Source organism: Pseudomonas sp. 2, assembly GCF_056627435.1.
Genome location: NZ_JBWXNG010000002.1, coordinates 210411 through 236515, shown reverse-complemented (window position 1 = coordinate 236515; position 26105 = coordinate 210411). Strand labels below are relative to the sequence as shown.

At 62.2% G+C, this 26105-nt stretch carries 22 protein-coding genes; 10 read left to right on the top strand and 12 right to left on the bottom strand.

Annotation, left to right across the window (positions count from 1 at the left end; genetic code table 11):
• Window positions 1-94 precede the first annotated feature (94 nt).
• The gene (locus tag AC1MEK_RS04095; protein ID WP_480394986.1) at window positions 95-1708 is read right to left on the bottom strand and encodes an FMN-binding glutamate synthase family protein; all 1614 of its coding nucleotides are present in this window, start codon (window positions 1706-1708) and stop codon (window positions 95-97) included.
• Between the two features lie 81 nt (window positions 1709-1789).
• Complete coding sequence (locus tag AC1MEK_RS04090; protein ID WP_480394985.1) at window positions 1790-2602, bottom strand: response regulator transcription factor; 813 nt, start codon at window positions 2600-2602, stop codon at window positions 1790-1792.
• A 139-nt stretch (window positions 2603-2741) separates the two neighbouring features.
• Here AC1MEK_RS04090 and AC1MEK_RS04085 point away from each other — a divergent pair, with 139 nt between their 5' ends.
• From AC1MEK_RS04085 to AC1MEK_RS04070, 4 genes are all read left to right on the top strand, one after another.
• Window positions 2742-3563: a carbon-nitrogen hydrolase family protein gene (locus tag AC1MEK_RS04085; RefSeq protein WP_480394984.1), complete on the top strand. Its 822-nt coding sequence runs from the start codon at window positions 2742-2744 to the stop codon at window positions 3561-3563.
• A 141-nt stretch (window positions 3564-3704) separates the two neighbouring features.
• Window positions 3705-5030, top strand: coding sequence for an APC family permease (locus AC1MEK_RS04080; protein ID WP_480394983.1), 1326 nt, complete (start codon window positions 3705-3707; stop codon window positions 5028-5030).
• Window positions 5031-5245: 215 nt separating this feature from the next.
• Complete coding sequence (gene ddlA, locus AC1MEK_RS04075; RefSeq protein WP_480394982.1) at window positions 5246-6337, top strand: D-alanine--D-alanine ligase; 1092 nt, start codon at window positions 5246-5248, stop codon at window positions 6335-6337.
• Window positions 6334-6735, top strand: coding sequence for an NUDIX hydrolase (locus AC1MEK_RS04070; protein ID WP_480394981.1), 402 nt, complete (start codon window positions 6334-6336; stop codon window positions 6733-6735). The genes ddlA and AC1MEK_RS04070 overlap by 4 nt, the downstream gene beginning before the upstream one ends.
• A gap of 197 nt (window positions 6736-6932) precedes the next feature.
• Here the strand turns inward: AC1MEK_RS04070 and metR are convergent, their stop codons facing one another.
• Window positions 6933-7850 (bottom strand): transcriptional regulator MetR, encoded by a 918-nt coding sequence (metR, locus tag AC1MEK_RS04065; RefSeq protein ID WP_480394980.1) that lies wholly within the window; start codon window positions 7848-7850, stop codon window positions 6933-6935.
• A 228-nt stretch (window positions 7851-8078) separates the two neighbouring features.
• On the opposite strand from metR, the gene AC1MEK_RS04060 reads away from it, so the two are divergent.
• The 6 genes from AC1MEK_RS04060 (at window position 8079) to AC1MEK_RS04035 (ending at window position 14371) form a co-directional block, all read left to right on the top strand.
• Window positions 8079-9071: an alpha/beta fold hydrolase gene (locus AC1MEK_RS04060; RefSeq protein WP_480394979.1), complete on the top strand. Its 993-nt coding sequence runs from the start codon at window positions 8079-8081 to the stop codon at window positions 9069-9071.
• 162 nt (window positions 9072-9233) lie between these two features.
• On the top strand, window positions 9234-9902 hold the full coding sequence (locus tag AC1MEK_RS04055; protein WP_480394978.1) for a DsbA family oxidoreductase: 669 nt from the start codon (window positions 9234-9236) through the stop codon (window positions 9900-9902).
• A 191-nt stretch (window positions 9903-10093) separates the two neighbouring features.
• Complete coding sequence (locus AC1MEK_RS04050; protein ID WP_480394977.1) at window positions 10094-10807, top strand: GntR family transcriptional regulator; 714 nt, start codon at window positions 10094-10096, stop codon at window positions 10805-10807.
• On the top strand, window positions 10804-11820 hold the full coding sequence (locus tag AC1MEK_RS04045) for an ADP-ribosylglycohydrolase family protein (protein WP_480394976.1): 1017 nt from the start codon (window positions 10804-10806) through the stop codon (window positions 11818-11820). Before AC1MEK_RS04050 ends, AC1MEK_RS04045 begins: the two co-directional genes overlap by 4 nt.
• Window positions 11821-11982: 162 nt before the next feature.
• Window positions 11983-13452, top strand: coding sequence for a purine-cytosine permease family protein (locus AC1MEK_RS04040; protein ID WP_480394975.1), 1470 nt, complete (start codon window positions 11983-11985; stop codon window positions 13450-13452).
• Window positions 13442-14371 (top strand): PfkB family carbohydrate kinase, encoded by a 930-nt coding sequence (locus AC1MEK_RS04035; RefSeq protein ID WP_480394974.1) that lies wholly within the window; start codon window positions 13442-13444, stop codon window positions 14369-14371. Before AC1MEK_RS04040 ends, AC1MEK_RS04035 begins: the two co-directional genes overlap by 11 nt.
• Window positions 14372-14491: 120 nt before the next feature.
• On the opposite strand, the gene aauR is transcribed toward AC1MEK_RS04035, so the two are convergent.
• From aauR to glpK, 9 genes are all read right to left on the bottom strand, one after another.
• Window positions 14492-15817 carry a two-component response regulator AauR gene (aauR, locus tag AC1MEK_RS04030; protein ID WP_480394973.1) on the bottom strand — a complete coding sequence of 442 codons (1326 nt, stop codon included), beginning with the start codon at window positions 15815-15817 and terminating at the stop codon, window positions 14492-14494.
• 141 nt (window positions 15818-15958) lie between these two features.
• On the bottom strand, window positions 15959-17848 hold the full coding sequence (aauS, locus tag AC1MEK_RS04025; protein ID WP_480394972.1) for a two-component sensor histidine kinase AauS: 1890 nt from the start codon (window positions 17846-17848) through the stop codon (window positions 15959-15961).
• A 112-nt stretch (window positions 17849-17960) separates the two neighbouring features.
• Complete coding sequence (locus tag AC1MEK_RS04020; RefSeq protein ID WP_400592847.1) at window positions 17961-18695, bottom strand: amino acid ABC transporter ATP-binding protein; 735 nt, start codon at window positions 18693-18695, stop codon at window positions 17961-17963.
• A complete protein-coding gene (locus tag AC1MEK_RS04015; protein WP_480395265.1) occupies window positions 18692-19360 on the bottom strand; it encodes an amino acid ABC transporter permease in 669 nt (222 codons plus the stop codon). Before AC1MEK_RS04015 ends, AC1MEK_RS04020 begins: the two co-directional genes overlap by 4 nt.
• Window positions 19357-20103: an amino acid ABC transporter permease gene (locus tag AC1MEK_RS04010; RefSeq protein WP_480394971.1), complete on the bottom strand. Its 747-nt coding sequence runs from the start codon at window positions 20101-20103 to the stop codon at window positions 19357-19359. The genes AC1MEK_RS04015 and AC1MEK_RS04010 overlap by 4 nt, the downstream gene beginning before the upstream one ends.
• A gap of 114 nt (window positions 20104-20217) precedes the next feature.
• Window positions 20218-21135, bottom strand: a complete 918-nt coding sequence (locus tag AC1MEK_RS04005; protein WP_480394970.1) for a glutamate/aspartate ABC transporter substrate-binding protein — start codon at window positions 21133-21135, stop codon at window positions 20218-20220.
• A gap of 417 nt (window positions 21136-21552) precedes the next feature.
• The gene (gene glpD / locus AC1MEK_RS04000) at window positions 21553-23091 is read right to left on the bottom strand and encodes a glycerol-3-phosphate dehydrogenase (protein WP_480394969.1); all 1539 of its coding nucleotides are present in this window, start codon (window positions 23089-23091) and stop codon (window positions 21553-21555) included.
• Window positions 23092-23425: 334 nt separating this feature from the next.
• Window positions 23426-24181: a DeoR/GlpR family transcriptional regulator gene (locus AC1MEK_RS03995; RefSeq protein ID WP_480394968.1), complete on the bottom strand. Its 756-nt coding sequence runs from the start codon at window positions 24179-24181 to the stop codon at window positions 23426-23428.
• A gap of 155 nt (window positions 24182-24336) precedes the next feature.
• On the bottom strand, window positions 24337-25839 hold the full coding sequence (gene glpK, locus AC1MEK_RS03990; protein ID WP_480394967.1) for a glycerol kinase GlpK: 1503 nt from the start codon (window positions 25837-25839) through the stop codon (window positions 24337-24339).
• Window positions 25840-26105: the final 266 nt, after the last annotated feature.

Genomic DNA, 26105 nt, shown 5'->3' with positions numbered 1-26105 from the left:
TGCCTGAACGTCAGTCTTCGTGAGCAAGCTCACTCCCACACAGTGCGTGAAAACTCTTGAGATCAGGTGATCCCGTTGCGCAAAAACTCGCGGATCAGGCTATCTCGTTCGGCTCGAAACTGTCCGCCCGCGCCATGCGCCACATCCGCGAGTAGAAGCTGTCGTCGACGATGCCGTTGAGCAACTGCCCCGGTTGCAGGAACACGTGGGACTGGGAGAACAGCTTGACCTCGGTGGCCGACTGGCGGCGCACCAAGTGTTTGGCTTCCAGTTGTGAGGGCGAATCCAGGCCGGCAGCGGCGACCATCTCGGCCAGGGCGTGCAGGGTGCTGCGGTGGAAGTTGTAGACGCGCTGGGCCTTGTCCGGGACGACCAGTGCGCGCTGGCGCAGCGGGTCCTGGGTCGCGACGCCGGTGGGGCATTTATTCGTGTGGCACGACTGCGACTGAATGCAACCGATGGCGAACATGAAGCCCCGTGCCGAGTTGGCCCAGTCGGCGCCGATGGACAGCACGCTGGCGATGTCGAAGGCGCTGACGATTTTGCCGCTGGCGCCGACCTTGATCCTGTCGCGCAGGTTCAGGCCCACCAGGGTGTTGTGCACGAACAGCAGGCCTTCGCGCATCGGCAGGCCCATGTGGTCGGTGAACTCGACCGGCGCTGCGCCAGTGCCGCCTTCGGCGCCGTCCACCACGATGAAGTCCGGGTAGATACCGCTTTCCAGCATGGCCTTGGCGATGCCCATGAATTCCCACGGGTGGCCCAGGCAGAACTTGAAGCCCACCGGTTTGCCGCCCGACAGTTCACGCAGTTGAGCGATGAACTGCATCATTTCCAGCGGTGTGGAAAACGCGCTGTGGCGCGACGGCGAAATGCAGTCTTCGCCCATGGGGATGCCGCGGGTTTCGGCGATCTCCTTGGTGACCTTGTGCTTGGGCAGAATTCCGCCGTGGCCCGGCTTGGCGCCCTGGCTCATCTTGATTTCGATCATCCGCACCTGCGGGTCCTGCGCTTGCTTGGCAAAGCGCTCGGGGTCGAAGCGGCCGTCGGCGGTGCGGCAGCCGAAATAGCCGCTGCCCAGCTCCCAGGTCAGGTCGCCGCCGTTTTCCCGGTGATAGGGGCTGATGCTGCCTTCGCCGGTGTCGTGGGCGAAGTTGCCCAGCTTGGCGCCCTTGTTCAGCGCACGGATAGCGTTGGCGCTCAGCGAGCCGAAACTCATGGCCGAGATGTTGAAGATCGACGCCGAGTAGGGCTGCGTGCACTGTGGGCCGCCGACGGTGACGCGGAACTGGTTCGGATCGGACAGCGGCGCCGGGCGCATGGAGTGGCTGATGAACTCAAAGCCCGTCTGATAAACGTCGATCAGCGTGCCGAAAGGTTTGTCGGCCGACTCGTTCTTGGCCCGGGCGTACACCAGCGAGCGCTGGGCACGGGAGAACGGCAGGGCATCACTGTCTGATTCGAGCAGGTACTGGCGGATTTCCGGGCGAATCTTTTCCACGGCGTAGCGGATATTGCCCAGGATCGGGTAGTTGCGGCGCACCGAATGCGGCACCTGGATCAGGTCGAAAATACCAATCAGGCTGAGGATGGCGGTGGCGAGGGTGAAGGGCCACAGCCATTCGTGGTGCAAGAACGGCAGGCTCAACAGGGTGAACAACACACATCCGACGAAGAAGGCGTAGCGGCTGAGAAGCGAAAGGCTCATAGGCGATCCTTTGAGAACGTCACACGGTTAATGAGGGGGCGCTGTGCCGCGCCTTCTTTGTTCGGCAAGACTTGTTTCCCCTCAGGCGCTCTGCGCCTGAAGAAAGATAGAGAACAGCTCGGACTGCGATTTGATCCCCAGTTTGCTGTAGATATGTTTCTTGTGTACGCGCACGGTTTCGGCAGAAATGGAAAGTTTGCGCGCGATCTCCTTGCTCGAGCAGCCGCTGAGCATCAGGCGCCCGACGTCCAGCTCACGAGCGGTCAGTTGCGCGCCACGGCTCTGCTGCACCGAGGCCTCCAGTTGCGTGCGCCAGTCGGTCGCGGGCAGTTGCGCCAACGCCGGTTCGCTGTCCGCTGCAGGTTCGGCCAGTTCGAAGGGTAGACGCTGGCGCAGCAAGGCGATGACCCAGGGCTCGATCAACGACAGCAGGGCGATCTGCTGCGCGTCGAAAAGCCGGGTCGAGCCCAGCGACAGGCAAAGCGTGCGGTCGTGATCGAGCTGGCAATTGAACTGGATTTCATCGGCCACGACATTTATACGAAAGTATCTTTGATAGTACTCGGTGAGTTCGAAGTGCTCCGGCGCCACTTCTGCCAGGCGGAACAGGCCGCTCTGGGAGCGTTCGCGGCTGGCGATGTAGAACGGGTCGAGCAGGTACAGGCCCTGCAGGTAATCCTGAAACATCTGGTCGGGATTGCCGTCGTCCCCCGGGCTTTCGGCGAACACCAGCGGGCGCTGCCCCGAGCTGAATTGCAGGGCCACCCAGCTATCGAATTCCACGTATTGATCGAGCAGGCGCACCAGTTGGGCCCAGAAATTCGGCCTGTCCAGCGCTTCGATCAACTGCGCGACCGAGCGATGCCAGGCGATGTCCGCAAGTGCGAGTGTCATGGCTCTACCCCTATTGGGTTACTACAGCTGCGTAATACCCCGTAATACTTGGCTTTGCGCATACTGCCCGCAGAGCCAACGATCAGGCCAGCTTTTTGTGCCGCGCCCGATCGGCTACGTGATTCAACAAGGAGAACCCATGAAGGTCGAATTCGCCCAATTGACGGGCCAGGACAACGGCACCGCCCAGAACCTGAAAAGCGCGCTCGATGCCATTGCCGCCTGCGCCAGCGATACGGCGTTGATCGTATTCCCGGAAACCCACCTGATGGGCTTTCCGTCCAGCGACACTGTCGCTGAAGTGTCCGAGCCGCTGGATGGCCCGACCGTGCAGGCCGTGCAACAGGCCGCCCGCGCGCGCAACGTCTCGGTGGTGATCGGCATGGCCGAAAGCGATGCAGGGCGTTTCTACAACACCACGCTGTTGATCACCCCTGAAGGCATCGCCCTGCGTTATCGCAAGACCCACCTGTGGGCCTCTGACCGCGGCGTGTTCAGCCCGGGCGACCGCTACGCCACCTGTCTGTGGAACGGCCTGCGGGTCGGCATGTTGATCTGCTACGACATCGAATTCCCGGAATCGGCCCGCGCCCTGGCGCAACTGGGCGCCGAGCTGCTGATCGTCACCAACGGCAACATGGACCCCTACGGCCCTACCCACCGCACCGCGATCATGGCCCGCGCCCAGGAAAACCAGGCTTTCGCCCTGATGGTCAACCGGGTCGGCGAAGGCGACGGCGGCCTGGTGTTCGCCGGTGGCAGCGCGCTGGTTGATCCGTTCGGCACCCTGTTGCAGGAAGCGGGTCGCGAGGCTTGCCAGTTCAGCGCAACCCTCGATCTGAACCAGTTGCAGGCCGCGCGCCGCGATTACCGCTATCTGGACGATCAGCGCCTGAAGTTGCCGGGCGAAGTCATCGAACACGCGAATGGCGTGCGCGAGTTGTTGATTCCACAACGCTGAAAAAAGAAGGGAGGGTCGGTGATTCAAGGCCTCGATGCCGAATGACCGACCGACATCCCCGGATAGCTGTTCATAAAAAGAACGCTTCGTTCTGCCGCACTTTTCTCTGCCATAAAACCTATAAATTCGGAGTAGTCGCTCATGGCTCGTTTGCAACGTACCCTTTCGTTAGGGTCGGTGGTGCTGTTCGGCATCGCCTACATGACCCCCATCATCGTGCTCGGGACTTTCGGCATCCTCGCGCAATCCACCGCTGGCATGGTGCCTGCCGCCTACCTGGCCGCATTGGTGGCGATGTTCTTCACCGCCATGAGTTATGGCCGCATGGCCTCGGCGTTTCCCGTGGCCGGCTCGGCCTACAGCTACGTGCGCAAGGCCATCAGCCCCAAGCTGGGGTTCATCGCCGGTTGGGCGGTGCTGCTCGATTACCTGTTCCTGCCGATGGCGATCTGGCTGATCGGCGCGGCCTACCTGGGCTCGGCCTTTCCCTCGGTGCCGCAGCCGGTCTGGGTGCTGGCGTTCATCGTCATCACCAGCCTGATCAACATCGTCGGCCTGAAACTGGCTAACACGGTCAACGCGCTGCTGATGATCGTGCAGTTCCTGGTGCTGGCCGCGTTCGTCGTGCTCTGCATTCACTACATTGGCGGTGACGCGAGCAAGCCGCTGTGGACGCTGACGCCTTTCCTCAATGGCGACATGCAGATGCCGCTGATCATGAGCGGCGCGGCGATCGCCTGTTATTCGTTCCTGGGCTTCGACGCGGTCAGCACCCTGACCGAAGAAACCCGCGACCCGCGCAAGACCATCCCCAAGGCCATCATGCTGATCACCCTGATTGGCGGGCTGATCTTCGTGGCTGTCTCGTATTTCGTGCAGTTGGCCCATCCTTCGGCGCAGTTCGACAACGTCGACTCGGCCGCCTACGAAATCGCCCGCAACATTGGTGGCGATGTGTTCGTGACCATCTTCCTGATTGGCCTGATCGTCGGCCAGTTCGCCTCGGGCCTGTCGGCCCAGGCCAGCGGTTCGCGTCTGCTCTATGCGATGGGGCGCGACGGTGTGTTGCCCAAGTCGTTCTTCGCCGGGCTCTCCGAGCGCTTTGGCACCCCGGTCAACAGCATCCTGCTGTGCGCCGTGGTCGCGTTGCTGGCACTGAAACTGGACGTGACCACCTCGACCTCGTTCATCAACTTCGGCGCGTTTCTGGCCTTCAGCCTGGTCAACCTGTCGGTGATCTTTCACTACTGGATCGGCGGCGAGAAGCGTGGCCTGCGCGAGCTGGTGCTGTTCCTGATCTGCCCGCTGATCGGCCTGGTGGCGGATCTGTGGCTGATGATCAGCCTGGACAAGCTGGCGATCATCCTCGGCGTGAGCTGGCTGGTGATCGGCTGTGTGTACCTGGCCTGGCTCACCGGCGGTTTCCGCCGCCAGCCGCCGGAGATGGATTTTCAGGAGGCCGCGTAAGCGGATAAATTGTGGGAGCCGGCTTGCTGGCGAACGCGGTGGGTCTGCAACGAATAGGTTGGCTGACCCACCGCATTCGCCAGCAAGCCGGCTCCCACAGGTTTTGCGGCGTATGTCAGTTTTCCTCCGCATTCCGTCACTCGCTAACTCGCAGGACTGGACTAACGCCGCAAATTGCTTTTAGCTCTGCGACCTGAAATCCAGGAGCTTCCCCTTTGAAAAAGTCAGTCGCCATCGTTTTCGGTGGGCAATCCTCCGAACATGAAGTGTCGTTGCAATCGGCGCGCAACGTGATCAATGCGATTGATCGCAACAACTATTACGTCACCCTGATCGGCGTCGACAAACAAGGCCACTGGCTGCGTTTCGACGAGCGCGATTACCTGCAGAACGCCAATGACCCGGCCCACATCAAGCTCAGCGAATCCGGCCGTTTGCTGTCCCTGCGCCCAGGCGCTCAGGGCCCGCAATTCGTCGAAGCCGAAACCGGCCTGGAAGTGCCACGTATCGATGTGGTGTTCCCGCTGATTCACGGCAGCTACGGCGAAGACGGCGCGCTGCAAGGTCTGCTGCGCATGCTCGATATCCCGTTCGTCGGCCCCGACGTGCTGGGCTCGGCGGCGTGCATGGACAAGGACGTGACCAAGCGCCTGCTGCGCGATGCCGGGATTGCCGTGGCGCCATTCGTGGTGCTGCATCGCGGCGAGTCGGTGGATTTCGTCAGCGTCTCCGCGCAACTGGGCCTGCCGCTGTTCGTCAAACCGGCGTGCCAGGGTTCGTCGGTCGGCGTGAGCAAGGTCACTGACGAGGCCAGCTACGCCGCAGCCTTGAAGCTGGCGTTCGAATACGACAACAAGGTGCTGATCGAGCAGGGCATCGTTGGCCGCGAAGTGGAATGCGCGGTGCTGGGCAATCACGAGCCGCAAGTCAGCGTGTGCGGCGAAGTGGTCGCCAATGACGAGTTCTATGCCTACGACACCAAATACCTGAACGACGGCCAGGCGCGCATCGCGATCCCTGCCGAGCTGCCTGACGACCTCAGCGAGCAGGTGCGTGAAGTGGCCCTGCAGGGCTATCGCGTGCTGGGTTGCGCGGGCATGTCGCGGGTGGATTTCTTCGTCACCGAGGCGCGGGAAATCATCATCAACGAAATCAACACCATCCCCGGTTTCACTTCCATCAGCATGTACCCAAAGCTGTGGCAGGCCAGCGGCCTGAGCTACCCGGAGCTGATCGACCGGCTGATCGTGCTGGCGCTGGAACGCGCTGCCGAGACCCGTGCGCTGAAAACCGAGGTGGTGCTGTGAAGGTCATTCGCATCGCCGCCGCCTTGCTGATCGGCGCCGACGGGCGAACGCTGCTGGTGCGCAAGCGCGGCACCCAGGCGTTCATGCAGCCCGGCGGCAAGATCGACGCCGGAGAGACCGCCGCGGTTGCCCTGGCGCGGGAACTGAACGAAGAGCTGGGGCTGACCGTGGAGGCGGATCAGGCGACGTTTCTCGGTGAGTTTTCCGCCCAGGCGGCCAACGAGCCGGGCTTCGAGGTGAACTGCCAGCTGTATCGGCTGGACGTCGCCGAGGCAGTCACGCCTGCGGCCGAGATCGAGGAAATCGTCTGGGTCGATGCCGGAAATGTCGATCACCTGCACCTGGCGCCACTGACCCGGGATTCGATTTTGCCGTTGTACCGCCAGTTGATCGCGTAACACCCCATACGTCATGAAGGGTGCCCACAAAATTTGACGTGGACCTGAGCCCCGTAGCAGCACGGCTTGCCGGCGGGGCGATCTTGGGGCACGGCGTGTTTTTGTGGGAGTGAGCTTGCTCACGAATACGGTCTTTCATTCAGAGATGTGTTGAATGATGCGCCGCATTCGTGAGCGAGCTCACTCCCACAGATCGATTACCGAACGGCACTCACGCCATCCAGCGTCGAAAACGACGTGTCCTTGGCCGTCAGCAGAAAATCGCGCATGTAGGGCGCATCCAGCATGTCGGCGCGAATCGCCGCATACAGCGTGGCGAACAGGCCTTTCTCACCCAGCCGCTTGGCCTTCACGTAACCGCGCGAGCTGTATTCATGCAGCGCCCAGTGCGGCATCCCGCACACGCCACGGCCGCTGGCGACCAGTTGCATCATCATCACCGACAGCTCCGAGGTGCGCACCTGCGCAGGTTCGATGTCGGCCGGCTCCAGGAAGCGGGTGAAGATATCCAGCCGGTCACGCTCCACCGGGTAGGTGATCAGCGTCTCGTTGGCCAAGTCCTCCGGGACCACGTAGGGTTTGCTCGCCAGGGGATGCTGGTTGGCCACGGCCAGCATCGCTTCGTAGGTGAACAGCGGCACGTAGGTAATGCCCGGCAGGTCCACCGGGTCCGACGTCACCACCAGATCCAGATCGCCCCGGGCCAGCGCCGGAAGCGGGGCGAAGGCAAAGCCCGAGGCCAGGTCCAGTTCCACCTCCGGCCAGGCATCGCGGAACTGGTCGATGGTCGGCATCAGCCACTGGAAGCAGCTGTGGCACTCGATGGCCATGTGCAGACGTCCGGCCACGCCGCCGGCCAGGCGCGAGATGTCGCGCTCGGCGTTGCGCAATTGCGGCAGCACCGAATCGGCCAGTTGCAGCAGGCGCAAGCCGGCGCTGGTGAAGCGCACGGGTTTGGTCTTGCGCACGAACAGCGGCATGCCCATGCGCTCTTCCAGTTCCTTGAATTGATGGGAAAGCGCCGATTGCGTCAGGTGCAGGCGATCGGCCGCGTCCACCAGGCTGTCGGCCTCGCGCAGGGCGTGAAGGGTTTTAAGGTGACGAATCTCAAGCACCGCGGCGCTCCATGAACAAATTTTGAGAATATTTCAAATGCGATGAGTTTGTCTCATGCAGGCTGCCCTGTCGACACGCTTTTTCGTGCTGCCTGAGGCTCGCCGCTGGCAGCTGTCACACGACCGTTCGTACCTCTTCATCAAACTGTCACGCAACTGTGGCAGCGCGCCGGACAAAACTTCATCAGACTCGCGGCCTACTGGGGTTCTGCGTTTCGGTATTTTTCCATGCGGGTTTTATTCTTTCTGGCTGCACTTGTGTGCAGCCTGCCGTCTTTTGCGGCTTCTCGATGCGATGTCAACGTTCCCACGCAAGTGGCCGAGCTCGATCAGGTGCATCTGGCGTATCAGAGCATCGGTCGCGAGTCCGACCCTGCGCTGCTGCTGGTCATGGGCCTGGGCGGGCAGTTGATCCACTGGCCGGACGAGGTGGTGGTTGCGCTGTGTCAGCAGGGTTTTCGGGTGCTCCGTTACGACAACCGTGACGTCGGCCTGTCGACCTGGGTGCAGGCGCCGAGCACGGCCAACCTGACCTACGAAGTGCTGCGCTACAAGATCGGCCTGCCAGTGTCGGCGCCGTATTCGCTGACCGACATGGCCCAGGATGCGCTGGGCCTGATGGATGCGATGCACATCCAGCAATTTCATGTACTGGGGGCGAGCATGGGCGGCATGATCGCCCAGCATCTGGCCGACATGGCGCCCAAGCGGGTGGAGAGCCTGACGCTGATCATGACCAGCTCCGGCGCCCCGGGCCTGCCGATGCCCAATCCTGCGCTGCTGCAATTGCTGGCGCGTCGCGGCGCACCCGACCGGCAGACCGCCATCGAGCAACAGGCCGATCTGCTGGCGGCGCTGGGCAGCCCGGAGGTCAAGGACGATCGGCAGAAGCTGCTACAGCAGGCGGCGATTTCCTACGATCGGGCGTTCAACCCGGAAGGAGTGAAGCGACAGATTCTGGCAATCCTCGCCGAACCCAGCCGCGTCGAATTGTTGAATCGCCTGCGCGTGCCGACGCTGGTGGTGCACGGGACGGCCGATCCGTTGTTGCCGGTGATGCATGGCGTGCATGTCGCCGCGCATATTCAGGGCAGCCAGTTGCGACTGATCCCGGGCCTGGCCCATCGTTTCCAGGAGGCGTTCAAGGCGCCGTTGCTTGCGGCGGTGTTGCCTTACCTGCGTGAACATCGCGAAGACACCTCGCACATCGCACAGCTGTAAAAGAGCGATGGGGATCGATTCGTAGCAGCACGGCTTGCCGGCGGGAGCGATTTCAAGACCGACCCGCCGGCAAGCCGTGCTGCTACGTCGGGTTCGGCGAGGGCTTGTCAGCCTCTTTGTTCGGCGTATCGTGCAACGTTTCCCTCTTCGCACGAGACTGCCATGAGCACTCCACTGAAAATCGATTTCATCTCCGACGTGTCCTGCCCCTGGTGCATCATCGGCCTGCAGGCGCTGGATCAGGCGCTCGACCATCTGGGCGCCGAGGTTCAGGCGCAGATTCATTTCCAGCCGTTCGAACTCAACCCGAAGATGGGCGCCGAGGGTCAGGAAATCTTCGAGCACATCGCCCAGAAGTACGGCTCGACCCGCGAGCAGTACCAGGCCAACGCCGAGAACATTCGCCAGCGCGGCGCTGAACTGGGCTTTGTGTTCAAGCAGGGCGAGCGGCGTATCTACAACACCTTCGATGCCCATCGCCTGCTGCACTGGGCCGAACAGCAGGGCAAGCAGCACGCCTTGAAAATCGCGCTGTTCACCGCCTATTTCAGCCAGCATGCCGATGTGTCCAGCCACAAGGTGCTGGCTGATGTCGCCGAGAAGGTCGGGCTTGATCGCGCTCGCGCCGAGCAGATCCTGGCGTCGGACGAATTCGCCAGCGATGTGCGCCAACAGGAGCAGCTGTGGACCTCCCGCGGCGTCAGCTCGGTGCCGACCATCGTGTTCAACGATCAGTACGCCGTATCCGGCGGCCAGCCGGTGGACGTGTTCGTCGGCGCCATTCGTCAGATCATCAGCGAGCACGCGAGCGTTGTGAATCCGGCCGAATAGGGCTTGATAACCACCCCCCGTAGCAGCACGGCTTGCCGGCGGGAGCGATCTTAAGGGCGCTCCCGCCGGCAAGCCGTGCTGCTACAACGTGTTTCACTCGCAATCCAGCGCTGTTTTCTTACCTATCGTCTAGCGTCAGCTGCAAAAAAACCGCTTGCACCCCACCACTCATATCAGGTAACAATTTGTACATGATTAGACAGGTTCGATTTGACAAGAAAAAACGCGTAGTCGACGAGCTCGCACGACGCATCGAAACCGGCCAGATGGGCTCCGGCGAACTGTTGCCGGGGGAGAATTTGCTGGCGCAGGAGTTCAATGTCAGCCGCGGCACGCTGCGTGAGGCGCTGTCCGAGCTCAAGCGGCGCAACTACATCGCGACCCAGACCGGCGTCGGCTCGATCGTGACCTTCGACGGCATTTCGCTGGATCAGCGCGCCGGTTGGGCGCAGGCCCTGGCTGATACGGGCGCGCGGATCAGCACCGAGATTCTGCGCCTGGTCGCAGTGCAGCGCCCCGATCTGGCGGGCCGTTTCGGCACGGCCGATTTCGTGGCCCTGGACCGCCGCCGCACGTCGAGCGATGGCTGCGTGGTGTCGCTGGAGCGGGTGCTGATTCCGGCGGTCGACGGCCTGGAAAACCTGCCGCGCGACGGCCTGATCGATGATTCGCTGACCGTGACCATGGCCGCCCATGGCTACGTCGGCGACAGCGGCGACCAGTGGATTGGCGCCGAGCCGTTGAACGCCGATGACGCCGCGCTGCTGTTGCGCGAGCCGGGCACGGTGTTTCTCAAGGCGACGCGAACCACCTTCGACCGTAGAAAACGTTTCATGGAGCACGTGGAAAGCCTGTTGGACCCCGTGCATTTTCGTCTGCATCTGGCATTTGGATCGACTACATGACTGCATTGATCGACACTCGCGACCGCGCTCTGGCCGCTTTCTACGGCCTGGCACTGGGCGACGCGCTGGGCATGCCCACGCAATCGCTCAGTCGCGAGCAGATCAGACAACGCTTCGGCCGCATCACCACGCTGACGGCGGCCGATGCCGATCAGCCTATTGCGCCGAACATGGCGGCGGGCTCCATTACCGACGACACCGAGCAGGCCGTGCTGGTTGCGCAATTGCTGGTCGCAGGCGGCGGGCACATCGCCCCGGCGGACCTGGCCCAGAGCCTGATCGACTGGGAAGCGGTGATGCAGGCCAAGGGCTCACAGGATCTGCTTGGCCCGTCGACCAAGCGCGCGATCGAAATGATCCTGGCCGGCCACAGCCCCGAAGAAGCCGGGCGCTTCGGCACCACCAATGGCGCGGCCATGCGTATCACGCCGGTGGGCATTGCAGCGGACGTGAAGGGCGAAGGGTCGTTCGTCGAGGCGGTGATTCAGGCCTGCCAGGTCACCCACAACACCACACTGGGGATTTCCAGCGCCGCGGCGGTGGCGGCGGTGGTGTCGGCCGGGGTCAACGGCGCAAGCCTGGCCGACGCGCTGGACACCGGCGCACGGGTCGCCGAGCGCGCCGAGCAGCACGGTTACTGGATCGCCGGCGGGCGCATTTCGGCACGGGTGCGCTGGGCCAAAGAACTCTGCGCCGGGGCTGACACCCAGCAGTTGCCCGATCTGATTTACGACGTCATCGGCACGTCGGTTGCCTCGCAAGAGTCAGTGGTCGCCGCTTTCGCGCTCGCTCACCGAGTCGCGTCCTGCCAGCTGTCGGCCTTCGATGCCGTGTGCATGGCGGCGAGCCTGGGCGGTGACACCGACACCATCGCGGCGATCCTCGGCGCGATGCTCGGCGCCTGCCAGGGCATGCCGGCCTGGCCCCAGGCGATGATCGAACAGGTCAAGGCCGTCAACGGGCTGGACCTTGAGCCGCTGGTCGAAGGCTTGCTGTCGCTGCGCGCGGCCTGACGCGCCACAGGATCTGAACAAGAGAGAACCTCATCGCCCCTGATTCCGGCGGCGATACGGGGTCGATTCGCGCCCGCGACGGCGTGAAGGCCCACCGACACGGACGTCATTTGCGTTGCGTACTGCCCACAACCAGAACAAATGGCAACAGGAGCATTTCCCATGACGTCATCCAACGCCACTCAAGGCGCAGGACAGCTTGAAACACGCGGCATCGAGCCGGTTCCGGAAAACGAGTGCAACGGCCACCCGTTACAGCTGTTCTGGGTCTGGTTCGCGGCCAACATCAGTATTCTCGGCTTGCCGTTGGGCGCCACGCTGGTGGCCTTTCGCGGGCTGTCCATCGGCCAGGCGATTATCGTGGCGATCCTGGGCGCGGCAGGCTCGTTCGCCGTGGTCGGGGTGATTTCCATCGCCGGTCGCCGTGGCCGCGCGCCGAGCCTGACGCTCTCGCGGGCCATCTTCGGCGTGCGCGGCAATATCGGCCCGACCATTGTTTCGCTGATGTCGCGCCTGGGCTGGGAAACGGTCAACACCACCACCGCCGCCTTTGTGCTGCTGTCGCTGTGCTCGATCCTGTTCGGCACCGCTGTCGAGGCGAAAAACTCGCCCGGCCTGACGCTGCTGTTCATTGCCATCTTCGTGCTCATGACCCTGACCGTTTCCGGCCTGGGCCATGCCACGCTGCTGGTGATCCAGAAGTGGGCGACCTACATCTTCGGCGCCTTGAACATCGTGGTCGGCGGTTTCCTGATCGCCCATATCGACTGGACTGCCGTGTTCAACGCAACGCCTGCACCGCTGAGCGCGATGATCATCGGTGTCGGCACCATGGCGGCCGGCACCGGGATCGGCTGGGCCAACGCCGGCGCCGACATGTCGCGCTACCAGCACGGCAGCGTCAAGGCCGCAGGGCTGGTGGCCTCGGCTGCGTTCGGTGCGGGGATTCCGCTGGTGCTGCTGATCACCCTCGGCGGGCTGCTGTCGGTGGGCAACGATCACCTGGCCTCGGCCATCGACCCGATCATCGCCATTCGTGAGCTGCTGCCGACCTGGATGGCCGTGCCGTACCTGATCACGGCCTTTGGCGGGCTGTTGTTGTCCAACAACCTGTCGGTGTATTCGGCGGGCCTGACCACGCTGACCCTGGGCCTGAAGATCAAGCGCGTGCATGCGGTGATCGTCGACATCGTGGCGATCTTCGCCGGCTCCATTTACTTCATGCTGATCGCCGACAGCTTCTACGGCCCGTTCATCACTTTCATCTCGCTGTTGGCGGTGCCGATCACGGCGTGGGTCGGGATTTTCGTCGTCGATCTGATCCATCGTCACTACTATTCGGCCAAGGACCTGATGGACGTCACCCCGAGCAGCGCCTACTGGTACAACGGTGGTGTGGAGTGGCGCGCGCTGGGTGCGTGGGCGCTGGCCATCGTGCTGGGTTTCAGTTTCACCACCGTCGCCACTACGCCGGAGAACGTGCTGTTCAAGGGCTTGCTGTCCGATTCCTGGTTCGGTCACAACGGCCTGGGCTGGATCGTGACCTTTGTCGTGGCCGGCGGCTTGTATGCCATTCTCGGCGGTTCGCGCGACCGCCGTGTCGTTGCCAAAGAGGCTGCTCATGCCCGCTAGATTGCTGTACACCGGCCAGGTCGTGGTTGACCTGGTCATGGCCCTGGACGCCTTGCCGCCCTCGGGCGGCGATGTGCTCGCCCGCTCCGCTGCGTTTGAAGTCGGCGGCGGTTTCAACGTGATGGCTGCGGCCCGCCGCAACGGCTTGCAGACGCTGTACCTGGGGCGTCATGGCAACGGGCGCTTCGGCGATCTGGCGCGTCAGGCCATGGCGCAGGAAGGCATCGAGGTCGCCACCGGCGCCTCGACCGATCAGGACACCGGCCTCTCGGTGGCACTGATCGAGCCGTCAGCCGAGCGCTCGTTCATTTCCTACGTGGGCGCTGAGGGCGGGTTGTCGGCGGGTGATCTGCACAGCGTGACGGTGAGCGCCCAGGATTTTGTGTTCGTCAGCGGCTACAGCCTGCTGCACAAGGGCAAGGTTTCGACACTGCTGGATTGGCTGGCCGGATTGCCTCAAGGCGCAAACCTGGTGTTCGATCCGGGGCCGTTGGTCAATTCGCCAGATGGCGCCGAGGTCCAGGCCGTGCTGCCGTTGATTACCTTGTGGACCAGCAACTGCGAAGAAGCCCTGCGCTTCACCGGCTGCGAGGCGATTGCCGAGGCGCTGGAGAAACTCGGACAGTGGCTGCGTGACGATGCGCTGATCGTGGTGCGCGACGGGCCGCAGGGCTGCTGGATTCGCCAGGGCAGTGACACCCGGCATGTGGGCGGTTTTCCGGTCACCGCCATCGACACCAACGGCGCAGGCGATGCTCATGCGGGGGTGTTGCTGGCGGGGTTGTCAGCGGGGCTTTCGACGCAGGTTGCTGCATTGCGCGCCAACGCTGCGGCAGCGATCGCTGTGACCCGTTGGGGACCAGCGACAGCGCCCAAGTCCGGTGAGGTCGACGAATTGATCAAGGCGAATACGGCCTGAACCTGTAGGAGCGACCGGGGTGGCGCTCCACTCATTCGCGAATGCGGTGATTAAGGCGATGAATCTCTGTCGCCTGAACAATCTTTCGCGAATGAATTCGCTCCTACAGGGGATCGTGTTTCAACCTAATCCGTACTTCTTCACCTTGTCGAACAAGGTGGTCTTGGCCATGCCCAACTCCTGACTGGCCTGGCTCAGGTTGCCGCCGCTGCGCTGCAGCGCTTCGCTGAGCAGGTTGCGCTCGAACGCTTCCACGGCCTCGGAAAACCCAAGGCTCTGCGCAGTGGTTGACGAGCCGGGTTTCTTGAAGGCCGGCAGGCCCAGCGCATAACGTTCGGCCACGTTGCGCAGCTCGCGCACGTTGCCCGGCCAGTCGTGGCTCATCAGCGCCGACATTGTCTGGCGGTCCAGCACTGGTGGCTCGCGATCAAAGCGCAGCGACGACAACTGCAAAAAGTGCTCGAACAGTTGCAGGATGTCCTCGCGGCGCTCGCGCAAGGGCGGCAGCTCCAGCGTCACCACGTTGAGGCGGTAGTACAGGTCGCTGCGAAACTGCCCGCTGCGGCCCATTTCATCGAGGTCGGATTTGGTCGCCGCGATCACCCGGCAATCCACCGCCACGCTCTGGTTCGAGCCCAGGCGCTCCAGGGTGCGCTCTTGCAAGACCCGCAGCAGTTTGATCTGCAGGTTGATCGGCATGCTTTCCACTTCGTCGAGAAACAGCGTGCCGTCGTGGGCGTGCTCGATCTTGCCGATGCGCCGCTTGCCCGCGCCGGTGAAGGCATTGGCCTCATGGCCGAAGATCTCGCTTTCGAACAGGTTTTCCGGCAACCCGCCGCAGTTGAGGGCGACGAACTGATGAGTGTGGCGGCGGCTGAACTCATGCAGGCAACGGGCGACCAGTTCCTTGCCGGTGCCGGTCTCGCCTTCGATCAGCACGTTGGCCGAGGTGTCGGCGACGTTGGCGATCAGCGCGCGCAGGTTCTGCATGGCCGGCGAGCGGCCGATGATCTTGCCTTCCAGCGAGTCGCGCTCGGCCAGTTGCCGGCGCAGCGACCAGACTTCCCGCGCCAGCCCGCGCTGCTCCAGCGCGCGACGGGCGACGTCCACCAGGCGCTCGGGGGAGAAGGGCTTTTCCATGAAGTCGTAGGCGCCGTCGCGCATGGCGCCCACGGCCATCGACACATCGCCGTGTCCGGTAATGAGTACCACCGGCAGACTGCGGTCGCGCTCCTTCAGGCGCTTGAGCAATTCCAGGCCGTCGATGCCGGGCAGGCGAATGTCGCTGATGACGATCCCGGCAAAATTGTCGCTCACCAGCGCCAGCGCTTCCTCGGCACTGCCCACGCCCTGGCTGTGAATGTCTTCCAGCGCCAGGGCTTGCTGGCAGCCGAGCAGGACGTGCGGGTCATCTTCGACGATGAGGACGGTCAGTTCAGTGTTCATGATCTTGCTCATCCAAAAAACGGATCGGTGGGAGCGAGCTTGCTCGCGAAAGGGTCAGTGCATTCGACGCATTTATGGAAGTCTGCACCCAAGCATTCGCGAGCAAGCTCGCTCCCACAGGAATACCTTCACCTTGAAACCTCATACATTCGTCCCGGCATTCACCAACGGCAACACCAGCACAAACATCGTCCCGCCCTCGGCCGGGTCTTCCGCGTTCAAGCTGCCGCCAGCCGCTGCCGCCAGGCTCGCCGACAGGGTCAGGCCCAGTCCCAACCCCTGCTCACCAGGCTTGGTGGTAAAAAACGGTTCGAACAGATGCTTGCGTGCCTCGGCGTCGATGCCATGGCCGTTGTCGCGCACGCGCAGGCGATAGCGTCCTTCGAACACCTCGCCTTCCAGCCACAGCGCGGGCAGCGGCTGCGATTGCATGGCGTCCAGGGCGTTGCCGATCAGGTTGACCAGAATCTGCTCCAGGCGGGTCTGGTCGATGCTCAGTTGCACGTCATCGAAACGCTGATGCAACTCAAGCGAGCTGCTTTCGACACGACCGGCCAGCACCTGCAATGACGCTTCCACTGCCTTGGCGAGCGAGGCCTGACCCTTGTCTTCGCCACGCCGGGCGAACGAGCGCAGGCTGGCGGTGATGCGGCCCATGCGGTCGACCAGATCGTTGATGGTGCGCAGGTTGGTACTGGCGGTGTCCAGCGCGCCGCGTTCGATGAAACGCACGGTGTTGCCCGACAGCGTGCGCAGCGCGGCCAGCGGCTGGTTGAGTTCGTGGGCGATGCTGGTGGACATCTGCCCGATGGCCGCGAGCTTGCCGGCCTGCACCAGTTCGTCCTGGGCCTGGCGCAAGGTTTCCTCGGCCTGCCGCCGTTCGCGAATCTGCCCCTTGAGCCGTTCGTTGCTGGCGCGCAAATCGGCGGTGCGCTCGGTGATCCGTCGCTCCAGTTCGTTGTTGGCCTGTTCCAGCGCTTCCCGGGCGGCCAGACGCACGGAAATCACCTTGCGCCGCTCGTTCCAGGCAATCAGCAGGAAAGTCACCAGCGCAAAGGCCACGGCCACCAGCATGCCCTGATTGGCGGCTTCCCGGCGCAGGTCTTCGAGCGGGGTCAGCAGGGTCAGGTGCCACGGCGTGTCGGCCAGGTCGCGGGTCTGCGCCAGATAGCTCACAACCGTGTGTTCGTGGTCGACGCTGCTGTTGGCCGGGAAGGTCAGTTTCTCCACGCCTTCGGCGATCGACTCACGCTCAAGCGGCACCAGCTCATTGAGCGGCCACCAGTAATACTGCAGGCTGCGCGCCAGGCGCTCTTTGATCTGCGGGGTCAGCGGGCGTACCGACTTCAGGCGCCGCGCCGGGTCGCTGGACAGAATGATGATGCCGTTCTCGTCGCTGACGAATGCTTCCAGGCGCGCCCGCTGCCAGCGCTCTTCCAGCGCTTCCAGACGCACCTTGATCACCGCCACGCCGATGATCTTGCCTTTCTCTTCCAGCCCGTGGGCCAGGTAATAACCGGGTTCGCCGGTGGTGCTGCCGATGCCGTAGAAACGCCCGGGCAGGCCGCGAATCGCGTCCTGATAATAGGCGCGGAAGGACAGGTCTTCGCCCAGGTAACTGTCGGCGTCGCGCCAGTTGCTGGTGGCGAGCACCCGGCCCGTGGTGTCGAGCACATAGATGGCACGGCTGCGGCTGCGCCGGTTCAGGCCTTCAAGGTAGTCGTTGACCTTAGCGCGCAACTCCGGCGAGGGATCGTTGAGCAGGTCAGAGACATTGGATTCGAGCTCCAGCACGCTGGGCAGGTAGTTGTACTTGTTGATCTCGCTTTCGACGGTGCGCGCGTGCAGTTCGAGCTGGCGCTGGCCGTTTTCACTCAGGGCCTGGATGCCGTTCTTTTCGCTGTACAGGTAGGTGAAATAGCCCAGCGCGATCATCAGCAGGATGACCAGCGGCGGCAGGAACAGTTGGCGGATCAGGCGGGGTTTCACAGTCAGTGATGGCGGTGCGCTGAGAGGTGGATCGCATTTCATCACAGTCGTCCTGGACCGACCAGCCGCACGTGCCATGGATGGTGAACGCGCGCGGCTGGCGGAGATGTGCCCTTGTGGGGCGTCGCCCTCGTGAGGCAGAAACGGTTAAGGCTTAGTGCTGCAGGATCTTGTTCAGGAAGTGCTGGGCGCGCTCGGAACGGGCGTTGATGTCGCCGAAGAATTCTTCCTTGGCGCAGTCTTCGATGATCTGGCCCTTGTCCATGAAGATCACGCGGTCGGCCACTTTGCGGGCGAAGCCCATTTCGTGGGTCACGCACATCATGGTCATGCCTTCGTGGGCCAGTTGCACCATCACGTCGAGCACTTCGTTGACCATTTCAGGGTCGAGCGCGGAAGTCGGTTCGTCGAACAGCATCACCACCGGGTCCATCGCCAGCGCACGGGCAATCGCCACGCGCTGTTGCTGGCCGCCGGAGAGCTGACCGGGGTGCTTGTGGGCGTGGGCCGACAGACCGACGCGCTCAAGCAGGGCCAGGCCTTTCTTGGTGGCCTCTTCCTTGCTGCGGCCCAGCACCTTGATCTGCGCGATGGTCAGGTTCTCGGTGATGGACAGGTGCGGGAACAGCTCGAAATGCTGGAACACCATGCCGACGCGCGAGCGCAGTTTCGGCAGGTTGGTCTTCGGGTCGGCGATGGAGGTGCCATCGACCACGATGTCGCCTTTCTGGAACGGCTCAAGGGCGTTGACGCACTTGATCAGGGTCGACTTGCCCGAACCGGACGGCCCGCACACGACGATCACTTCGCCTTTCTTGACCTCGGTGCTGCAATCGGTCAGCACTTGGAAGTCCCCATACCACTTGTTGATATTTTTGATGGAAATCATACGGCTAACCTTTTCTGCATGAGCTTGACCAGACGCGAAGCAACGAAGCTGATCGTGAAGTACACCAGACCGGCAACGATCAGGAATTCATTGGAGCGGCCAATGATGTCGCCGCTCGAGCGTGCCGAGTTGAGGAAGTCGACCAGACCGACCGTGTACACAAGCGAGGTGTCCTGGAACAGGATGATGCTCTGCTGCAGCAGCAGCGGGGTCATCTTGCGGAAGGCCTGCGGCAGGATGATCAGGCGCATCATCTGGCCGTAGGTCATGCCCAGCGCCTGGGCCGCACCCATCTGCCCGCGGGAGATCGACTGCACACCGGCACGGACGATTTCGCAGAAGTACGCCGCCTCGAACATCATGAAGGCCACGACGCAGGAGGTGAACGCACCCACCGGCGTGTCTTGGCCGGTGATCCAGCGCAGCACGAACGGCACCGCCAGGTAGAACCAGGTGATGACCAGCAGCAGCGGGATGGAGCGGAAATAGTTGACGTAGGCACCGGCGATGCGTGACAGCAGCTTGTTGTGGGACAGGCGCATCAGGGCCAGGATGGTGCCGATGATGATGCCGCCCACGACGCCCATCGCCATCAGCTTGAGGGTCATGATCATGCCGTTCCACAGGCCCGGGATGGCCGGAACGATTCCAGAGAAGTCCATTATTTACCTCCCACGGAGATCAGGCCCGGTACCGCGACTTTCTTCTCGATCATGCGCATGAACAGCATCAGGCTCATGTTCAGGGTGAAGTAGATCAGGGTGGCCAGGGTGAAGGCCTCGAACAGGTTCGCGGAGAACTCGGCGGTCTGTTTGGTCTGCGCCAGCAATTCCATCAGGCCGATCAGCGAGGCGACGGACGAGTTCTTGAACACGTTGAGGAATTCGGAGGTGAGCGGCGGAATGATGATCCGGTAAGCCTGCGGCAGCAGCACGTTCCAGTAGATCTGCGGCAGTTTGAAGCCCATGGCGCGTGCGGCGGATTCCTGCCCGCGCGGCAACGCCTGGATACCGGTACGCACTTGTTCGCAAACCCGTGCGGCGGTGAACAGACCCAGGCACACGACAACGCTCAGGAATGCCGAGGTGGTCGGGTTCAGGTCCTGCTTGTACCACTCCTGCAGGTTGTCGGGCAGCAGGTCCGGCACCAGGAAGTACCAGATGAACAGCTGCACCAGTAGTGGCACATTACGGAAGATTTCCACGTAGATCGTGGCAATTGACGACACGATGCGATTGGGCACCGTACGCATGACGCCGAGCACGGAGCCCAGGGTCAGTGCAATGATCCAGGCGACGATGGAAATGCCGATGGTCCAGCCCAGACCGGAGATAAACCAGTCCAGATAGGTCTCGGCGCCCACGCCAGTGGACTTGAAGAACACGCCCCAGTCCCAGTTGTAATTCATCAGGGTCTCCCCTCTGATCGATCGTTGTGCACGCACGCCTTGCGGCGGCTCCCGGGAAAGCAAGGCTTCCCCGGGAATCAGACTTTCACGTTATTGCAGGGTGAAACGAAGGGCTTACGCCTTCTTCTCTGGGGCTGGCTTGTCGTTCGGGTTCTCGATCAGCTTCTGCAGCTCTGGGCTCATCGGGAATTCCAGGTTCAGGCCTTTTGGAGGAATCGGCTGGGTGAACCATTTGTCGTAGATCTTCTTGATTTCGCCGGACTTGTAGAGGCCGACAATGGCGTCATCCACGGCTTTCTTGAACGCAGGGTCATCCTTGCGAACCATGCAGCCGTAGATTTCATAGGATTGCGGGGTACCGGTCACGTGCCAGTCGGTCGGCTTCTTGGCCTTGGCCATTTCGCCTGCCAGCAGGGCGTCGTCCATCATGAACGCGACAGCGCGGCCCGATTCCAGCATCTGGAAGGATTCGCCATGGTCTTTGGCGGAGATGACGTTCATGCCCATCTGCTTGTCAGCGTTCATCGCCTTGATGATGCGCTCGGAGGTGGTACCGGCGGTGGTCACGACGTTCTTGCCTTTCAGATCGTCGAAATCGTTGTACGGCGAGCCGACCTTGGTCAGCAGGCGGGTACCGATTTCGAAGATACCGACCGAGAAGTCGACTTGCTGAGCGCGCTCGGCGTTGTTGGTGGTCGAGCCACATTCAACGTCGACGGTGCCGTTCTGCACCAGCGGGATGCGGGTCTGCGAAGTGACCAGGTTGTAGTTGACCTTCAGGTCCGGCTTGTTCAGGTCTTTCTTGATGGCTTCGACGATGGCCAGCTGGATGTCGTGGGAGTAGCCAACCGGTTTGCCGGAAGCGTCAGCGATGTAGGAGAACGGGATCGAAGAATCGCGGTGGCCCAGGGTGATGGTGCCCGAGTCGTTGATTTTCTTCAGGGTGCCGGTCAGTTCGGCGGCGAACACTGGGGTGCTGATCAAAGCGGCTGCTGCAATGGCCACGCCCAGAATATGGGGAACGATACGCATCTGATAATCCTCGACTTTGTTTTTCTTATGGGTCCGGTGTTGGGTCGGCCCTTTTGGTTTCAGAACGCTACAACGGCGGCCCAGACAGGCGGCACGCTACATCGGAGCAATCGTGGATCAGTGTAGAGCATGAGTCGTGCCAAGCACGTGACAGTGGCTAATACACTGATAAATAAGGGGATTTATTTTGAATGGGGGCGAGACGGCAGGACTTTGCGTCCGGGATGCCGAATGGCCAGCCGTTGGGTGTTCGGAAAACCGAATGTGATCGCAGCGCCAATCGTCAGTTTCCAGAAATAACAGTGGGAGTGAGCTTGCTCACGAAAGCATCTATGCAGCCCCACTATTACGAGTGGCTGTACAGGCGTATTCGTGAGCAAGCTCACTCCCACATGGGCGAAGGGTGCTGGGGGGGGATCAGGCCGCTTCTATGGTGCTTTTGTGGCGGGCGATCTTGTCCAGATACGCCTGCACCTTCTGCTGTTCTTCAGCCGTGGTGAACAGGCCCAGCTTGGTCCGCCGCCACAGCACGTCATCCGCCTGGGTCACCCATTCGGCGCGGCACAGGTAATCTACTTCGGCGCTGTACAGGCCTGCGCCCAGATGCTCGCCCATGTCCGCCAGGCCTTGCAGGCCGTCGACGATCTGCCAGCTGCGCGAGCCGTAGGTGATGGCCCAGCGCTTGGCGATCTCGGCGGGCAGCCATGGGCAACGTGCCTGCAGTTCGCTCGCCAGTGTCGCCGGGGTGGTCATGTTCTCGCCGCCGGGCAGGCTGGTGCGCGCGGTCCAGCTGCCTTTCATTTGCGGGAAGAACGGCGCCAGTTGCTGCATCGCCGATTCGGCCAGCTTGCGATAGGTGGTCAGCTTGCCGCCGAACACCGAGAGAATCGGCGCTTCATTGGCATCGCCCGAAAGCGACAGCGTGTAGTCGCGGGTGATGGCGGACGGGTTGTCGGATTCGTCGTTGCACAGCGGCCGCACACCGGAATAGGTGCGAATGATGTCGTCGCGGCTCAGTTGCTTTTTGAAGTGCTCGTTGACGATCTTCAGCAGGTAATCGGTTTCGCCTTCGGTGATCGCGACCTTGGCCGGATCGCCGGTGTATTCGCGGTCGGTGGTGCCGATGATGGTGAAGCGTTCCATATAAGGAATGGTGAAGACGATGCGCTGATCCTCGTTCTGCAGGATGAACGCGTTTTCGCCTTCGTAGAGTTTCGGCACGATCAGATGGCTGCCCTGGATCAGGCGAATGCCGTACTTGGATTCCAGTTTCAGGTCTTCGCGAATGAATTTGGCGACCCACGGGCCTGCCGCGTTGACCAGCGCCTTGGCGCGAACCGAAAACAGCGCGCCGTCGGCACGCTCCATGTTCAGGTGCCACAGGCCACCACTGCGCCGGGCGCTCAGGCAGCGAGTGCGGGTGTGCAGGTGGGCGCCGTGTTCGCGGGCGGCCATGGCATTGAGCACCACCAGGCGCGCATCGTCGACCCAGCAGTCCGAATATTCGAAACCGCGGGTGATCGCGCTGTTGAGCGGGCTGTTGGCGCCGAAACGCAGGTTTTTCGAGGCCGGCAGTTTTTCCCGCTTGCCGAGGTGGTCATAAAGGAACAGGCCCGCGCGAATCATCCACGCCGGACGCAGGTGCGGGCGATGAGGCAGGACGAAACGCATGGGCTTGACGATGTGCGGGGCTTTTTCCAGCAGCACTTCGCGCTCGGCCAGCGCTTCGCGCACCAGGCGGAATTCGTAATGTTCGAGGTAGCGCAAACCGCCGTGGATCAGCTTGCTGCTGGCCGAGGAGGTATGGCTGGCCAGGTCGTCCTTTTCGCAGAGAAACACCGAAAGACCCCGACCCGATGCATCTGCCGCGATCCCGACGCCGTTGATCCCGCCGCCGATGACAGCGATGTCGTAGACCTCGGAAAGGGGTGGGGTAGGCAATGCGGAGTGGGCCATCGGGGCCTCCTGTCGGGTTCGCTCGAGTCTTTTCGATCATGTTCGCGTTAGGCGAAATCGAACATTTGTGTTCATTTTCGAAAATGATAAACCAATAAGACAGGTGTCACCACTCAGTATCGATTGAAAATACTGATTGAAGGGAATGGAAAGGAACAAAAGCGAACATGGTCGAGGTGTTTTTCGAAAACCCTGCGCCGCCCCATGACCTCTTATCTGGGCGCAAAGTCCCCTGTAGGAGCGAATTTATTCGCGAATGGCCAGGTCAGGCGATGCATTTATGTCGCCTGTTGGATTTTTCGCGAATGAATTCGCTCCTACAGGTTTAGCGTGTTTAAACGACTTCCAACCGGATCTTGTTCTGCGCCAGCAATTGCGCCAGCGCTGGCACCGGTGGCTGGTCGGTCACCAGGCAATCGATCAGGGTGATCGGGCCTAGGCGCACCATGGCGTTGCGGCCGAACTTGCTGGAGTCCGCCGCCAGGATTACCTGGCGGGCGTTGGCGATGATCGCCTGGGAGACGCGCACTTCCTGGTAGTCGAAGTCCAGCAGGCTGCCGTCTTCGTCGATGCCGCTGATGCCCACCAGGGCGAAATCCACCTTGAACTGGGTGATGAAATCGACGCTCGCCTGACCCACCACGCCGCCGTCGCGACGCACGTTGCCACCGGCCAGCAGCACTTCGAAATCGTCCTTGCCGCTGAGGATCGAGGCCACATGCAGGTTGTTGGTGATGATCTTCAGGTGGCTGTGGTTGAGCAGGGCGCGGGCGATGGATTCGGTGGTGGTGCCGATGTTGATGAACAGCGAGGCGTGATCGGGGATCTGCGCGGCAATCGCTTCGGCGATGCGCTGTTTCTCGTCGCGCATCTGGTCGGCACGCATGGCGTACGCGGTGTTCTCGATGCTGGAGTCGTAGGCCGCGCCGCCGTGGTAGCGACGCAGCAGATTCATTTCCGCCAGCTGGTTGATGTCGCGGCGGATGGTTTGCGGGGTGACGATGAATGACTGGGCCATCTCCTCGATGCTGACATAGCCGCGCTCACGGACCAGCTCGAGGATCTGCTGTTGACGGGGTGGCAGATTCATTTTTTTTCCTTCGGGCAAGAGCGCCCATGATGCCGCAGGCAGCCATTACCTGTCAGCCGGAAAAAAACGCTCTGCCGTCAGCTTTGTGGGAGTGAGCTTGCTCACGAATGCGGTTGAAAAGGCTTCGTGAGCAAGCTCACTCCCACGGATCACGTTCACTCCGCGTCTTCGTGGGGTTCCCAATCCCGGGTGCGGTCGACGGCCTTGCGCCAGCCGGCGTACAGCTTCTCTTTCTCGGCGTCGTCGCACTGCGGCTCGAACCGGCGTTCGATCACTGCCTTGTCTTTCAGCTCGTCCAGCCCGCTCCAGAAGCCAATGGCAAGGCCGGCCAGGTAGGCGGCACCCAGGGCCGTGGTCTCGCGCATTTTCGGGCGTTCGACCTGGGTGCCGAGGATGTCGGCCTGGAACTGCATGAGGAAGTTGTTGGCCACCGCGCCACCGTCCACGCGCAGGGCCTTGAGCGGCTCGCCAGCGTCCTGTTGCATGGCGTCGAGCACGTCGCGGGTCTGGTAGGCGATGGATTCGAGCGCCGCGCGGATGATGTGGTCGACCTTCACGCCGCGGGTCAGGCCGAACAGCGCGCCTCGGGCGTACGGATCCCAGTAGGGCGCGCCCAGCCCGGTGAACGCAGGAACCAGGTACACGCCATTGCTGTTCTTCACCTTGGTGGCGAAATATTCGGTGTCCATGGAGTCGTTGACGATCTTCAGCTCGTCGCGCAGCCACTGCACGGTCGAGCCGCCGTTGAACACCGCGCCTTCCAGCGCATACGCCACTTCGCCGCGCGGGCCGCAGCCGATGGTGGTCAGCAGGCCGTGGTTGGATTTCACGGCTTTCTTGCCGGTGTTCATCAGCAGGAAGCAGCCGGTGCCGTAGGTGTTCTTGGCCTGGCCGGGCTCGACGCACATCTGGCCGAACAGCGCCGATTGCTGGTCGCCCGCGATGCCGGCGATGGCGATGCCGCTCTTGCTGTGGCCGTAGACCTCGGACGAGGACTTGACCTCGGGCAGCATCTCGCGCGGCACGTCGAGCACGTCGAGCATCCGCTGATCCCATTCCAGCTTATGAATGTTGAACATCATGGTGCGCGAGGCGTTGGTGTAATCGGTGACGTGCACCTTGCCGCCGGTGAATTTCCAGATCAGCCAGCTATCCACCGTGCCGAACAGCAACTCGCCGCGGCGGGCGCGTTCTCGGCTGCCTTCGACGTGGTCGAGAATCCACTTCAGTTTGCTGCCGGAAAAGTACGGGTCGATGACCAGCCCCGTGGTCTCCTTGATGTAGTCCTCCAGGCCGTCGCGCTTGAGCTGCTGGCAGATTTCGGTGCTGCGTCGGCACTGCCAGACCACGGCGTTGTAGATCGGGCGACCGCTGTCCTTCTCCCACACCACCGTGGTTTCACGCTGGTTGGTGATGCCGATGGCGGCGATCTGGTTGTGGTGCAGGTTGGCCTGGGCCAGCACCTTGGTCATGCAGGCCGACTGAGAGGCGAAGATTTCCATCGGATCATGCTCGACCCAGCCCGGCTGTGGGTAATGCTGGACGAACTCGCTCTGGGCGGTGCTGACCACATTGGCGTCGCGATCGAAAATGATGGCGCGGGAACTGGTGGTGCCTTGGTCGAGGGCAATGATGTAATTCTTGTCGTTATCGGTCATGTCGGTTGCCTGGTAATGAAGCCGGTGTCCGGAGGGCTGCCGTCAGTTTACGTGCAAGCGCTCAGGTTGCGCAGGTGATGTCGATGCCTGCGCTTTATATTCGTATTCGAAAAAATATAGACGTAAACGAACCTTGTCAAAGGTCGAAAGCGAACCCTTTTCGGGATTCGCTCATGTGGCGAATTTTCACGGGCAAGCCGTTGCAAGGCTGAAGCGTTTAGATGGCAGATGGCCTAAAGTAGCCTATGCCAACAAGACACACCCTG

Coding starts and splice junctions, on each gene's coding strand:
- AC1MEK_RS04085 (WP_480394984.1), top strand. CDS start 2,742: ATGAAGGTCGAATTCGCCCAATTGACGGGCCAGGACAACGGCACCGCC.
- aauS (WP_480394972.1), bottom strand. CDS start 17,848: ATGAAATGCGATCCACCTCTCAGCGCACCGCCATCACTGACTGTGAAA.
- AC1MEK_RS04045 (WP_480394976.1), top strand. CDS start 10,804: ATGACTGCATTGATCGACACTCGCGACCGCGCTCTGGCCGCTTTCTAC.
- AC1MEK_RS04095 (WP_480394986.1), bottom strand. CDS start 1,708: ATGAGCCTTTCGCTTCTCAGCCGCTACGCCTTCTTCGTCGGATGTGTG.
- glpD (WP_480394969.1), bottom strand. CDS start 23,091: ATGGCCCACTCCGCATTGCCTACCCCACCCCTTTCCGAGGTCTACGAC.
- AC1MEK_RS04035 (WP_480394974.1), top strand. CDS start 13,442: ATGCCCGCTAGATTGCTGTACACCGGCCAGGTCGTGGTTGACCTGGTC.
- AC1MEK_RS04020 (WP_400592847.1), bottom strand. CDS start 18,695: ATGATTTCCATCAAAAATATCAACAAGTGGTATGGGGACTTCCAAGTG.
- AC1MEK_RS04005 (WP_480394970.1), bottom strand. CDS start 21,135: ATGCGTATCGTTCCCCATATTCTGGGCGTGGCCATTGCAGCAGCCGCT.
- AC1MEK_RS04090 (WP_480394985.1), bottom strand. CDS start 2,602: ATGACACTCGCACTTGCGGACATCGCCTGGCATCGCTCGGTCGCGCAG.
- AC1MEK_RS04040 (WP_480394975.1), top strand. CDS start 11,983: ATGACGTCATCCAACGCCACTCAAGGCGCAGGACAGCTTGAAACACGC.
- AC1MEK_RS04060 (WP_480394979.1), top strand. CDS start 8,079: ATGCGGGTTTTATTCTTTCTGGCTGCACTTGTGTGCAGCCTGCCGTCT.
- AC1MEK_RS04055 (WP_480394978.1), top strand. CDS start 9,234: ATGAGCACTCCACTGAAAATCGATTTCATCTCCGACGTGTCCTGCCCC.
- glpK (WP_480394967.1), bottom strand. CDS start 25,839: ATGACCGATAACGACAAGAATTACATCATTGCCCTCGACCAAGGCACC.
- AC1MEK_RS04080 (WP_480394983.1), top strand. CDS start 3,705: ATGGCTCGTTTGCAACGTACCCTTTCGTTAGGGTCGGTGGTGCTGTTC.
- AC1MEK_RS03995 (WP_480394968.1), bottom strand. CDS start 24,181: ATGAATCTGCCACCCCGTCAACAGCAGATCCTCGAGCTGGTCCGTGAG.
- AC1MEK_RS04050 (WP_480394977.1), top strand. CDS start 10,094: ATGATTAGACAGGTTCGATTTGACAAGAAAAAACGCGTAGTCGACGAG.
- AC1MEK_RS04010 (WP_480394971.1), bottom strand. CDS start 20,103: ATGAATTACAACTGGGACTGGGGCGTGTTCTTCAAGTCCACTGGCGTG.
- aauR (WP_480394973.1), bottom strand. CDS start 15,817: ATGAACACTGAACTGACCGTCCTCATCGTCGAAGATGACCCGCACGTC.